A 12384-nucleotide genomic window follows, 5' to 3' on the forward strand; every position below is an offset into this window, starting at 1 on the left:
CTACTCTAAAAATGTATACGCTTACAAATTTAGTCAGAAATCAGAAGGGGGAATTCTGTATGCGAAAAAGAGTCAAAGGCTTTGGATTAATTCTGCTTATTTTTGTTCTTGCTTTGATGACGGCATGCTCCAGCAGTGGTGAAACAGAAAGCGGAAAGAAAGAATTGACTGTCGTTTATCGATCACCTGGATCAGTAGATTCACTAAAGAATTTTTTTGACTCAGGTGTGTTGGATGAATTTGAAAAAGAACATCCGGATATCGATGTGAAGATAACGCCAATTACAGCGAGTGAGGGAGACTATTTCTCTAAAGTTGCACTGCAGATGAAGTCAGCAGAAACCGCTCCAGATGTTGTATCGGAGGATACATTCATGCTTAATTCTGATGCGAATGCCGGCTATCTTGATCCTTTGGATGATCGTATTGCAGATTGGGAGGAATGGGATAACATTATTGAAAATCTAAAATCAGGTGTGACAGCGGAAGATGGCAAGGTGTATGGGGTGCCGTCGACTTCTGACTCTCGTGGGCTTTGGTACAGCAAAGAGCTGTTCCAGGAAGCGGGCCTTCCTGTACCTTGGGAACCGAAAAATTGGGAAGAAGTACTGGATGCAGCGATAACAATTAAAGAGAAGACAGATGGAGTGACACCGCTATTTATGCAAGTTGGCAAGGCCAATGGCGAGGCAGTTTCGATGCAGACACTCGAGATGCTGCTATATGGAACTGGTGATACTCTCTACGACGACTCCGATAAAAAGTGGGTTGTGGATAGTCCAGGTTTACTGGATTCGTTCCGCTTTATTTCACAGGTGTACGATGTAGAAAAAGTTGGTCCAGATTTCTCTGTCGTCATGAGCGGTCAATCAGGAAACGTGGCTTTCCAGCAGTTATTCCCGCAAAAGAAACTGGCAATAGCACTGGATGGCAGCTGGAACGCACGGAACTGGGCTGAGAACGGAGCGGCTCCGATTGAAAATGTTGAGGAGAAAATAGGGTTTGCACCTATGCCGACCCAGAATGGGCAGGAACCAGGAGCAATTACAATGAGTGGAGGCTGGGCATGGGCAATTCCATCCAAAGCAGATATGAAGGAAGAATCATGGGAATTCATTCAATTCCTGATGGAAAAGGATAACAGCATCAATCGCTCCCTGACAGATGGTAACTTGAATACTCGTACAGATGCTGTTGAAGTAGAAGAGTATGTGAACCGTCCATTTGCCAAAGAATCGCAAGCGTACTTGGAAAATGCACAATTCAGACCAACGAATGATAAGTATCCAGCAGTTTCCACGCAGCTGCAGACAGTAGTCGAAGCAATCGCAACTGGAAAACTGACTCCTGAAGATGCTGTGCAGCAATATAAAGCTGGAGTAGAACGAGTGGTAGGCAAAGAAAACACGAAGGTGGCTGAATAGGAAACCATCCCATCAAGGGCGCTGGATTACCCAGTTCCCTTTGATTGGGCGGGAGAAAGGTGACGAATATGTATGCATAGAAAAGCGATACTTTTTTTGTCTCCGTCTTGGATTCTTCTTTTATTATTTTTCATAACACCGATGTTACTGACTTTCGGTTTTGCTTTTACGAATTTGTCACTTACAGGAACCGATGCAGCCAACATTCAATTTATCGGATTCCAAAATTTCACTAATATGTTTCAAGACCCAGAATTTCGAATTAGTGTGTTCCGGACGCTTATTTTCTTACTTTTCTCTGCCGTAGTCGGACAGGTTGTATTAGGATTGATCCTTGCATTGTTAATGAAGGAGAAGCGACGCGGTTTTCGCCGATTTATTGGTGTGATCGTAATTGCCGGCTGGGTGACGCCGGAGATTGTCGTAGCTTTTTGCTGGGTAGCTTTCCTGAGTGATGCGGGTACGTTCAATGCAATTCTGCAGGGGATTGGGTTTGAACCAATCACCTGGTTATTCACTTTCCCGATGGTAAGTGTCATTATCGCAAACATCTGGCATGGTACTGCTTTTTCGATGATGGTTTTCCAAGCGGCACTGGACGATGTGCCAAAATCAGTACAAGAAGCTGCGGTCATAGATGGAGCGTCCCGCTGGCAGATATTCTTCCGCGTTACACTTCCAATTGTTAAAGGCTCGATAGTGACTAATATGATGCTCGTTACGCTGCAGACACTTGGCGTTTTCACGTTGATTTACACGATGACAGGCGGGGGACCAGGTAATGCTACACAGATTCTTCCAATATTCATGTACAACCAAGCATTCGTAAACTACCAATTCGGATATGGCACAGCCATTTCGCTAGTTCTACTCGTAATCGGTACGGTTGCCAGTCTGCTGTACATGCGTTTTATGAAAGTAAAACTATAAGGAGGAGGGATGCAGAATGAAGGTATCGAAAAAAGAATTAGTAATCCACTATCTGGCGCTCATCTTCTTAGCTATCTGCTTCTTACTGCCTTTTTTGTGGCTCGTATTCGCTTCCTTCGATCAGCAGGCAACCCAAGCAATCAAGCTGCCGGAGAAATGGACGCTCGATAACTTTACGGCTATTCTGTCAGACCCAAGTAATATCCGTTCTTTTGCAATCGGTTTGTTTATATCGCTTGGGCAGGCAACGATTGTTGTAATTGTTGCTGGATTGGCTGCTTATCCGCTTTCTCGATATAGGCTGCGATATAAGCGGTCATTCCTGCTTACCATCTTGTTCATGACGTCTTTGCCGATCACGGCAGTTATGGTTCCGGTCTATCAGCTGTTCCTATTCCTGAACATCCAAGATTCTATTATTTTCACGACGATCTTCCTTGCTGCGTCAGGATTGCCATATGCCATCTGGATGATGAAGAATTTTATGGATGCGGTACCGATTGAACTGGAGGAATCGGCATGGGTGGATGGTGCATCGGTGCTGACGAGTATGCGTAAAGTAGTTGGGCCGTTAATGCTGCCAGGAATCTTTACGATTGCAATTTTCACATTTACAGGCAGCTGGGGAAATTTCTTTGTTCCTTATATTTTGCTGCAGACACAGGAGAAGCTTCCAGCGTCTGTGACACTATACCAGTTTTTCGGAAACTACGGCATTATCGAATACGGCAAATTAGCAGCGTTCTCCATGCTGTACACAATGCCATCTATCATTCTTTATATCTTTGCTCAAAAATACATGTCCAAGGGCTTCAGTCTCGGAGGAGCATCCAAGGGCTAAGGGAGTGTAAGTATGTTGGGTTTGAAAGAACGTCAGCTAGAAAGAAGAATAGAAGAGTTGGAGAAATACCGCTATCGGGATCGACATGATTTGCAGCATTTTCTAGCATTGGAGGATCAGGATAAGAAGGTCGCACCTGAAGTACCAGGTCTGGAAGCTTTTAAAGAGAAGCTGCATGTTGGGGACCATTGGAAAGGCCGAGATCGCTATCTATGGCTGGCAAAGGAAATCGTTCTTCCTGAGGAATGGGCAGGGAAACAGGTAGTTGGTGTATTCGATTTTGGCAAGACCGGCGGCGGAGGAAATTCAGGCTTTGAGTCACAATGCTATGTGAACAATGTAATGTATCAGGCGGTAGACTCCAATCACCAGGAACTGTTCTTTGAGGATGAGTGGTATGGTGATTCTATTCTTTTGGCATTTCGTCTCTGGTCAGGATTAGAAGGAGGTGGCAAAAGGGTAGACCAGGAGCATCAAATAAAGCGCGCTGAAGTAGCCCTTTTCGATGAACAAACCGATGATTTTTATTATACGACCTTTGCCATTCTTGAAACAATACGTGTACTAGACGAGAATGCCGCGGAGCGGGTCCAGTTATTATCGCTGTTAGACCAGACTATCCGGTTAATTGATTGGAGCTCCCCAGGAAGTGATATATTCTATCATTCTATTTATGAGGCAAACGACTATCTCCAAAGAGAATTGGATAATCTGGACAGCGATTCTCCAATCACAATTCGTTGTATCGGTCACACTCATATTGATGTAGCTTGGCTGTGGCGTTTGAAACATACGAGAGAAAAAGCAGGCCGCTCCTTCTCGACTGTTTTACGTCTGATGGAAAAATATCCTGACTATAAGTTTCTGCAAACACAGCCGCAGCTTTATAGCTATGTAAAACAAGACTTCCCGGAACTGTACGCTCAGATTAAGGAGAGAATTGATGGTGGTCAGTGGGAAGTGGACGGTGCGATGTGGCTGGAGGCTGATTGTAATTTACCTTCTGGTGAATCATTGGTGCGTCAGATCTTACAGGGTGCCAAGTTCATCCAGGAGGAATTCGGAAAAGATGTGAACTACCTCTGGCTGCCAGATGTGTTCGGATATTCATGGGCATTGCCTCAGATTCTCAGCAAGGCAGGGATCAATACATTCTTAACGTCCAAGATTAGCTGGAACCAATTCAATCGGATGCCAAATGACACATTTACATGGAAAGGGTTAGATGGAAGTGAAGTGCTGACCCAATTCATCACGACACCAGATCCATCCCCAAGGGAAAATACATGGTTCGCTACTTATAATGGTCAAATCCTGCCAGATACCGTAACGGGTACATGGGATAACTATAAAAATAAAGCACTTACGAAGGAACTGCTTCTCTCCTATGGTTACGGAGATGGGGGAGGCGGCGTAAACAGGACCATGCTCGAAATGCGAAGAAGACTGGATCGTATGCCAGGGCTGCCTAACGTCAAAACAGGTGATGTTAAAAGTTATTTCGAATCGCTGCATGATCAAACCCAGAATACATCAGAGTTCATGCCAGTTTGGGATGGAGAGCTTTATTTGGAATATCACCGCGGAACGTATACAAGTCAGGCCTACAATAAGAAAATGAACCGCAGGATGGAACTTGAACTGCGTGAAACGGAATTTTTACATGTATGGAAAGCAATTAAGATAGATGACTTTTTGAAGTATCCATCTTCAACGTTAGAAGAGGTATGGCGGACAGTATTGCGTAATCAATTCCACGACATTATTCCGGGATCTTCGATTCGGGAAGTATATGAAGATAGTGAGAAGGAGTACGAGGATGGGTATGCAAAACTTCAAGCGCTTCAGAATGATGCCGCAGCCGATTTGATTACAGATGAAAAGAAGCATACATGGAGCATTGTGAATTCTTCATCGTGGCAATTGGATGGTATTGTCAAGATAGAGACAGAGGATGACGGTGTATGGGAGGATGAAAACGGCAGCCCTTTGGCAGCTCAAAAACACAAAGGCGGCTGGCTGGTCGAAGTGCCGGCTGTACAGGGAACAGGAAGTAAGCAGGTTCATTTAAAGACCGACAAAAAAGATTCAGAACAGGATAATGAGTGGTTCCAGCTGAAGAACCGAGAGCTTGTAACTCCATTTTATGAAGCTAGGTTTAATGAATACGGTCAACTCCAGTCTCTATATGACAGGAAAGCAAAGCGTCATATAATAGCTGAGTCGGAGAATGCAAATGTGTTTCAGGTGTTTGAGGATAAGCCACTGGATTACGATGCTTGGGATATCGATTTATTTTATCAGGAGAAAAAGAAGGAAGTCACAAACCTGCTCGATTTTACCCTGAAAGAAGCAGGTCCACTGCAGCTGGTGATAGAAGCGTGCTGGCAGTACGGTAATTCGACTATTCATCAAGACATTATCTTCTATCGCAATCGGAAAGTAATTGATTTTACAACAGAAGTAGATTGGCATGAGCGTCAGCAATTATTAAAAGTGGCCTTTCCTGTCCAAATTCGGGCTACAGAAGCAACTTACGATATCCAATACGGCAATGTCAAACGACCGACGCATTGGAATACATCGTGGGATATAGCCAGGTTCGAATCTGTTGCGCATCAATGGGTCGATTTCTCGGAGCAAAATTACGGCGTCAGTCTGCTTAATGATTGCAAGTACGGACATGACATCAAAGATCATACAATACGTCTGTCTTTGATCAAATCCGCAATTGCACCGGATATCGAACAAGACCAAGGTCACCACTTATTTTCGTATTCCCTTTACCCGCATGAAAAGGGTTGGGTAGAGGCCAATACGGTACAAGAGGCATGGAAGCTGAATCAGCCGTTCCAAGTATACAGCGGAGTAAATGACAAAGACGGAGCAAAACTATTTTCTATAGATAATCCGCATGTGCAACTGGATGCAATTAAGAAAGCAGAAGATAATGAAGACATCATCATCCGCTTGCATGAATATACCGGTGGTACACAGCAGGTGACGATACAGCCAGAGTTCAACTATACCTTTTGGGAAGAATGTGATTTGAGGGAAAGAAAAGTAGACCAAAGCCCTCAGGAAGGAAGGATAGAATTATCTTTCACTCCATATGAAATAAAGACAATTCGTATATCCAAATCATGAGAAAAGCCCCTTTGTGGGCTTTTCTTTTTTACTGTATACTTTCGTTTACAAAAGCAAAGGAGGATACATATGCGTGCGTTCGGTAATAAAGAGCAAGGAAAAAACTATGTAGAGAGACGGGCTGTATACGGGATTCTGCACGGGGCTTATCCGGAAAAATAGGCGTGATTCGTAAAAGAAACGATCAATTATTTATGTTGCCTGGAGGTGGAATAGAGAACGGTGAGAATGAATTAGAATGTCTGGAAAGAGAGGTCGTGGAGGAAACTGGCTACACAATAAACGAGCCAGCATTTCTATGTCAAGGAACACAATACTTCCAGTCCAGAGATGCTAGTCACTATATACAAAATATTGGGAGTTTCTACAGCTGTACACTGGGAGTTAAAGAGAAAGAACCAATGGAAGAGGATCATGAATTGATTTGGCTGACTCCTGAAGAAGCAGCGAGCAGATTATTTCATCAGCACCAAGCCTGGGCAGTCCGGCAATATATCGGATTACTAGATTAAATCGCGATCAGCTTATATGTGCTTTGGATTCTAACTTTCCTATAGTATACTTTAGGAAAGTGTTTCCAATTATACATAAAGCAAGGGGGAATGGATTTGTCTGAACAAGAAATGCAGTATACGGCAAAGGATTTGGCTGCTTCATTGGATGTGACAACCTCGACGCTTCGAAGATGGGCGATTGCATTGGAAAGTGCTCGTTATCCGTTTCAGCGGAACGAAAAAGGACAGCGGATATATACAAAACAGGATATCACTACATTTGAAGAGTTAAAGAAATTACTTGGAGAAAAAATGACTTTTGCGGATGCAATTCAGAAGCTGACCGGGCATAACAAGTCTATGGAGAAGAAGTCAGAAACAGAGAAAATAATGAACGTAACTGCGGAGGAACTGGAGAAGCTTGTCTCACGTGCAGTGAAAAAAGCAGTGAAGAAAGAACGGGAAAAGCTGTTCAAACAGATGAAAAAGCAGATGAAAAAGCAGATGAAAAAAGAGCTGGAGAAACTAAAAGAGAAAAATTAATTAGGTCACTATGTGATGTTTTTATTACCTTAAAGAAGATATGCCTCAATCTAAATGATACAAAATTCCAAAAAATAAGTCTAGTATTATTTTTAATTGATGCCAAAATGAAGTTGTATTCGATTATAGATTAGGAGGCGTTATTATGAAGCAGAATATTTATGACAATGAAGTATTTTTTGAGAATTACAAGGCTCTGCGAGAAGATCCGGTGAATTACAATGAACTTCTGGAACAGCCTGAGATAAAACGAATGCTGCCTGACTTAAATGGCAAGCATGTTTTGGATATTGGCTGTGGCATGGGGGACTTGGCCAGGTATTGTGCGGAACATGGAGCTGAGCGTGTCACTGCTATTGATCCATCCAGCAAAATGCTGCAGGAAGCAAAACTCAGAAATGGTCATCCAGCAATTGAATTTGTTCAAACAGCATTAGAGGATGCAGTGCTGAAAAAAGAGAGCTACGACATTGCTGTCAGTTCACTCGTAATGCATTATGTTGCAGACTACGATGCAGTTATCCAGTCTATCCATGCATCATTGAAAGAAGACGGTATCCTTTTGTTCTCCACCGAGCATCCAATCGTAACTGCCAGAAAAGAAGGCGACAAATGGATTACAGATGAAGAAGGGAACCGGATTCATTTCGCGGTGGATAACTACCAGGAGCAAGGCAGACGTGAAGTTAAATGGTATGTAAATGGAGTAGTTTACTACCATCGGTCGTTCGCTGCGCTATGCAACGGACTTATACGGAATGGTTTCAGTCTCCAAGAAGTAACAGAGCCAATGCCAAGTGAAGCGGCAATTGCTCAGCTGCCGCGGATAGACCATGAGCTGCGCCGACCATCATTCATTATTTTGAAGGCGAGAAAAACAGCCCGTCCTTAATGGACGGGCTCCATTTCTACCCAGCCTCGAACGCTGTTGATCAGCCAGATGCGAGAAGCAGTTTGGATGTCAGCCTTCGTCAATACAGCTTCTTGAATCGTCTCTTTTTCCAATAATTCTTCTCGCAGTGTGCCAGGCAGCAGGCCGCTGGAAACAGGAGGCGTCAGCAGCTTGCCATCCTGCTCGATGACAAGATTGCCAATCGTGAATTCAGTCAGCTCGCCAGCATCATTCCAAAGCAGCGTATCAAACACACCTGACTTCTCTATCTTATAATCTTCGTATACTTTGCGATAAGTCGTCTTGTGATAATAATATCGGCTTCTATTGTCAATTGGTGTGGCAGCCAAAGTGAATTTCTGTTTATTTTTTATCGATGCTGGCATTTCACTATAAAAGAGCTCAAGCTGTCCGCTCTGATCAGCTAAAAGGCGTATCCGGTGAGATTGTCCAGGGTGCTCGTTTTGGTGTTGATGCAGAAGCTTACGGACAGCTGCTTCTTTAATCGGAATGCTGAAATAATCTGCAGACTGCAGCAGACGGCGTATATGTCTATCCTCCAATAGGAAAACACCACTTGAATACGCAATCGTTTCCAATAGCTCGAAATCAGGAAGCTGCTCCTGCAGTACAGAGGATTTGGCGATTGCTTCCTCATACTCTCCCTCAGAAGTAGAATCCCAAGTGATACCTCCGCCGACACTGTAGGTAGCCTGCTTTTCTGCCTTGTCGACAATTGCAGTACGGATTGGCACATTGAAGACAGCTTCGCCGCCTGGTTCGATATAGCCGATGGCACCACAGTAAACCTCGCGCGGTTCAGGTTCGAGGTCCGTAATTACTTTCATTGTGCTCGCTTTAGGAGCTCCTGTGATCGATCCGCATGGAAAGAGGGCCCGCATGATATCGATAATTGTTGTGCCTGGGACTGTTTCTGCTTCAACAGTTGAAGTCATCTGGTAAACTGTCGGGTATTTTTCAATTGTATATAACGCTGGAACATGCACAGTACCAAGCTTGGCAACCCTGCTGATATCATTGCGCAGCAAATCGACAATCATGACATTCTCCGCGCGGTCTTTGACAGATGCAGCTAAGGTTTCCAGCTGTTCAAGGTCCTGCGTGTATGTAAGTCCACGCTTGATTGTACCTTTCATCGGTTTTGTAATAATACGTTCTCCATCCCAGCGGAAAAATAATTCAGGAGAAGCGGATAAAATAGCATTATCTTGCCACGCCAAATAGGCAGTATAATCGGCACGCTGTGCTCGCTGCATTTGGTGGAAAAGAGCAGCAGAATCACCAGCAAAGGCTGTGCGCAAACGCATTGTATAATTCGTCTGATATGTATTGCCAGCAGCAATTTCCTCTTTAATAGTCTGAATAGCTTGGGCATATGTTGTTTTTGAGATTGCTGGCTGCCAGTTCAGCTTAATTGGTGCTTCACTAATTGATTCTGGCTGCTCTTTACTAAAGGTCTTGTAAATACCAAATTGTAAAAGGGGCAGCTTTGATCCAGCAGCAGTGACATAGCTTGGATCGAATGCTCCAGCAGCTTCATAGGAAAGGTAGCCGGCAGCATAATATCCCTTTTCTGTATATACTTGCACCTGCTCCAGGCAGGGAATGACTTCATCTATTGTGTATGCGGTCAGCAGTGTATGCTGCTCTGTGAAACGCCGATGCTGTGTTTGTCCATTTACATCAGCAAAATTGAAATAAGCGTACATAGAATATCTCCTTTCTTGCTTTCCTAGTATCTCATATGGTGGATAAGCGGAATAGCTGATCAGAATAGAGTAATTATTGAAACTATTTCTATATTATCTCCGTAATAGTAGGTACAATATTTTAGGAGGAGTTGCAAGTTGCGGACGATCCAAGTGTTGAAGGAACTAGGCTTTTGGGTGTTTGCTTGCATCTATTTGATCGGGATCCGTCCCAATCTCGACGGATATGTACTCTTGATACCGGATCTGCTTATTTGTGCGGCTATTGTACTTTCACTAACTGCATATGTACTTCGCTTCGGGCGGAAGAAAGGGTATTAGTAAGAGGAGGTAACAAGGGATGAAACCATTTGACTATACGGATGCCATTATATTGCTCACCTTCATCGTGTTTATGACAAGTATAGATTTAAGTCATATGAAATGGTTGGAATGGGGAGTTTTGATTGTATACAGTGTATGGGCTTTCTTGATGGGATTTAAGACTGTAGCCATCTTGAAACAATCAAAATCAGAGAACTGATAGCCTGAAAGAGCTCTAATCTTAGTTGATCGCATTATCTCAGATGGAGGTAAGAGAATGCATATCATATTACATAAAGCAACAGAGGCAGATGCGGAGCTGATTCATGAATACCAGGTCGCAGCTTTTCAGCCGCTACTTGATAAGTATCAGGACTTGGACTCAAACCCTGCCAATGAGCCGTTATCACGTACAATTGAACGCATTAACAGAACAGACGGAGGATTTTACAAGATACTGACAGAGGGACAACTTACGGGCGGCATTTGCCTTTTTTCGAAAGAACCTGATGTTTATTGGATCAGTCCAATCTTCATTCATCCTTCTCACCAGGGGAAGGGAATCGCTCAGCAGGTTCTAAAGCTGGCAGAAAACATGTTTTCGGATGCTAGGATTTGGCGATTGGCCACCTTGCGGGAAGAAAAGGGCAACTGTCATTTGTATGAAAAAATAGGATATAAACTGACTGGCAAGTTACAAACGTTGAATGAGCGGGCTACATTGGTTTATTACGAAAAGCGGATATAAAGTTTTGCGACGGGTGATTATGCGTAAAGACATTATGTCTGCCGAATGGATGCAGACGGATCTCCATCCATTTGATGAGCGGGGCAAAACAGCGTTAGCTGCTTTATTTTACAAGGGGTTTAGGGATACGATAGATGAAGAATACGATAGCAAGAATGGCTATTTCGGTGAAATACAGGATGTGTTGAATGGGAAGTACGGTCTATTCCTGCCTTCCTGTTCTTATTTCTCACAAACTTCTGAGGGGATAAACGGTGTTACGATGGTAACGCTCTTCCGTTCTGTTCCTTTGCTTGCTTATGTAGTCACTGCTCCGGAATGGCAGGGAAAGGGCGTTGCCACTAGTTTGATACAGTCTAGTGAGCAGGCCTTAGCTCGGCTAGGCTATGAAGTTCTTTATCTAGTTGTAACCAAGCAGAATTATCGCGCCAGATCACTTTATCGGACATTAGGATTCCGCGAAGCGGGGGAAGACTGGGGTGCCGTGTTAGGAAGGGAGAAGCAGAAATGATTGAAGTAAGATTAGTCAAAGAACAGGATGCAGCAGATCTCTTATCTCTGGAGCTGCGAAATAAGGAATTCTTCCCGCTTTATACGGGGAAGCGTGAAGAGCGCTTTTATACACTGGATGGTCAAAAGGAGCGTATTGATCGGGCAATTGCTTCTGCTGCTGATGATACTGGTTATTATTTTGTCATTCTTATGGATGAAAATATAATCGGTATTGTCATGCTGTCAGAGGTAGTGCGCTGGAATCTTCAGAGCTGCTGGATAGGCTATTTTCTTGATAAGGATCAAAACGGAAAAGGGTATATGACAGAGGCAGTCCGTCAGGTAGTGGCTATTGCTTTTGATGAATTGGAATTTCATCGGTTAGAGGCAGGTGTCATGCCGCATAATATCGGCTCTATCAAGGTGCTGCTAAAGGCAGGCTTCCATAAGGAAGGTATCGCAAAACAGAACGTCAAAATCAATGGAAAGTGGCAGGATCATCAAACTCTTGCTATCATTAACCCTCGGGACCTCATTTGAAGGAGAGGGAAGATAGATGAACAAATGGCTACTTATAGCTGGGGTATTGGTGGAAATCATCGGTATTCTATTGATATTGTTCTGGCGAGTTGACGATATGGTTGCGATTATTAGTGGTATAGTAATTATTGTTATAGGGATAGTACTTTTCCAAATCGGATATTGGCGTATCATAAAAGCTCGCAAAAGAGGAATGAAAAGAAGATAAAGAAGTCAGCTGGTGGGGAAACTCAATCAGCTGGCTTTTTTTATCTAAAATTTACGCTAGGTCTGCCTGCTGTTCTGCTATGCTAATGTTAT

General features: G+C 43.6%; 14 protein-coding genes. 13 read left to right on the plus strand and 1 reads right to left on the minus strand.

What is annotated here, in order from left to right:
* Nucleotides 1-59 precede the first annotated feature (59 nt).
* From AE2B122_RS11785 to AE2B122_RS11815, 7 genes are all read left to right on the plus strand, one after another.
* The gene (locus tag AE2B122_RS11785) at nt 60-1424 is read left to right on the plus strand and encodes an extracellular solute-binding protein (protein WP_175074206.1); all 1365 of its coding nucleotides are present in this window, start codon (nt 60-62) and stop codon (nt 1422-1424) included.
* 72 nt (nt 1425-1496) lie between these two features.
* Nucleotides 1497-2354: a carbohydrate ABC transporter permease gene (locus AE2B122_RS11790; protein WP_095218768.1), complete on the plus strand. Its 858-nt coding sequence runs from the start codon at nt 1497-1499 to the stop codon at nt 2352-2354.
* A gap of 16 nt (nt 2355-2370) precedes the next feature.
* Nucleotides 2371-3195 (plus strand): carbohydrate ABC transporter permease, encoded by an 825-nt coding sequence (locus tag AE2B122_RS11795; protein WP_038558611.1) that lies wholly within the window; start codon nt 2371-2373, stop codon nt 3193-3195.
* A 12-nt stretch (nt 3196-3207) separates the two neighbouring features.
* A complete protein-coding gene (locus AE2B122_RS11800) occupies nt 3208-6342 on the plus strand; it encodes an alpha-mannosidase (RefSeq protein WP_254593485.1) in 3135 nt (1044 codons plus the stop codon).
* Nucleotides 6343-6506: 164 nt separating this feature from the next.
* Nucleotides 6507-6854 (plus strand): NUDIX domain-containing protein, encoded by a 348-nt coding sequence (locus AE2B122_RS11805; protein WP_175074207.1) that lies wholly within the window; start codon nt 6507-6509, stop codon nt 6852-6854.
* Nucleotides 6855-6950: 96 nt separating this feature from the next.
* Entirely contained in the window at nt 6951-7379 is a 429-nt protein-coding gene (locus AE2B122_RS11810) for a helix-turn-helix domain-containing protein (protein ID WP_175074208.1), read from the plus strand.
* A gap of 145 nt (nt 7380-7524) precedes the next feature.
* Nucleotides 7525-8271, plus strand: coding sequence for a bifunctional 2-polyprenyl-6-hydroxyphenol methylase/3-demethylubiquinol 3-O-methyltransferase UbiG (locus AE2B122_RS11815; RefSeq protein WP_175074209.1), 747 nt, complete (start codon nt 7525-7527; stop codon nt 8269-8271).
* Here AE2B122_RS11815 and pabB read toward each other — a convergent pair.
* On the minus strand, nt 8268-10001 hold the full coding sequence (pabB, locus tag AE2B122_RS11820) for an aminodeoxychorismate synthase component I (RefSeq protein WP_175074210.1): 1734 nt from the start codon (nt 9999-10001) through the stop codon (nt 8268-8270). The two genes, AE2B122_RS11815 and pabB, sit on opposite strands and share 4 nt — an antisense overlap.
* Nucleotides 10002-10139: 138 nt before the next feature.
* On the opposite strand from pabB, the gene AE2B122_RS11825 reads away from it, so the two are divergent.
* The 6 genes from AE2B122_RS11825 to AE2B122_RS11850 are packed head-to-tail and all read left to right on the plus strand — an operon-like array spanning nt 10140 to nt 12292.
* Nucleotides 10140-10322 (plus strand): hypothetical protein, encoded by a 183-nt coding sequence (locus AE2B122_RS11825; RefSeq protein ID WP_095271119.1) that lies wholly within the window; start codon nt 10140-10142, stop codon nt 10320-10322.
* A gap of 19 nt (nt 10323-10341) precedes the next feature.
* Nucleotides 10342-10524, plus strand: coding sequence for a hypothetical protein (locus AE2B122_RS11830; RefSeq protein WP_095271122.1), 183 nt, complete (start codon nt 10342-10344; stop codon nt 10522-10524).
* A 57-nt stretch (nt 10525-10581) separates the two neighbouring features.
* The gene (locus tag AE2B122_RS11835; RefSeq protein WP_175074211.1) at nt 10582-11052 is read left to right on the plus strand and encodes a GNAT family N-acetyltransferase; all 471 of its coding nucleotides are present in this window, start codon (nt 10582-10584) and stop codon (nt 11050-11052) included.
* Nucleotides 11053-11065: 13 nt separating this feature from the next.
* Entirely contained in the window at nt 11066-11563 is a 498-nt protein-coding gene (locus tag AE2B122_RS11840) for an N-acetyltransferase (RefSeq protein WP_254593492.1), read from the plus strand.
* On the plus strand, nt 11560-12084 hold the full coding sequence (locus AE2B122_RS11845) for a GNAT family N-acetyltransferase (protein ID WP_175074213.1): 525 nt from the start codon (nt 11560-11562) through the stop codon (nt 12082-12084). The genes AE2B122_RS11840 and AE2B122_RS11845 overlap by 4 nt, the downstream gene beginning before the upstream one ends.
* Before the next feature lie 16 nt (nt 12085-12100).
* Nucleotides 12101-12292, plus strand: a complete 192-nt coding sequence (locus tag AE2B122_RS11850) for a hypothetical protein (protein WP_095218757.1) — start codon at nt 12101-12103, stop codon at nt 12290-12292.
* The last annotated feature ends 92 nt before the right edge of the window (nt 12293-12384 follow it).

It is taken from the genome of Terribacillus sp. AE2B 122 (assembly GCF_902497585.1).
Lineage (GTDB): Bacteria > Bacillota > Bacilli > Bacillales > Amphibacillaceae > Terribacillus > Terribacillus saccharophilus_A.

Excerpts from the sequence above, each read along its gene's own strand:
- AE2B122_RS11845 (WP_175074213.1), top strand. The coding sequence starts at position 11,560 with ATGATTGAAGTAAGATTAGTCAAAGAACAGGATGCAGCAGATCTCTTA.
- AE2B122_RS11795 (WP_038558611.1), top strand. The coding sequence starts at position 2,371 with ATGAAGGTATCGAAAAAAGAATTAGTAATCCACTATCTGGCGCTCATC.
- AE2B122_RS11785 (WP_175074206.1), top strand. The coding sequence starts at position 60 with ATGCGAAAAAGAGTCAAAGGCTTTGGATTAATTCTGCTTATTTTTGTT.
- AE2B122_RS11815 (WP_175074209.1), top strand. The coding sequence starts at position 7,525 with ATGAAGCAGAATATTTATGACAATGAAGTATTTTTTGAGAATTACAAG.
- pabB (WP_175074210.1), bottom strand. The coding sequence starts at position 10,001 with ATGTACGCTTATTTCAATTTTGCTGATGTAAATGGACAAACACAGCAT.
- AE2B122_RS11835 (WP_175074211.1), top strand. The coding sequence starts at position 10,582 with ATGCATATCATATTACATAAAGCAACAGAGGCAGATGCGGAGCTGATT.
- AE2B122_RS11830 (WP_095271122.1), top strand. The coding sequence starts at position 10,342 with ATGAAACCATTTGACTATACGGATGCCATTATATTGCTCACCTTCATC.
- AE2B122_RS11790 (WP_095218768.1), top strand. The coding sequence starts at position 1,497 with ATGCATAGAAAAGCGATACTTTTTTTGTCTCCGTCTTGGATTCTTCTT.
- AE2B122_RS11850 (WP_095218757.1), top strand. The coding sequence starts at position 12,101 with ATGAACAAATGGCTACTTATAGCTGGGGTATTGGTGGAAATCATCGGT.
- AE2B122_RS11800 (WP_254593485.1), top strand. The coding sequence starts at position 3,208 with ATGTTGGGTTTGAAAGAACGTCAGCTAGAAAGAAGAATAGAAGAGTTG.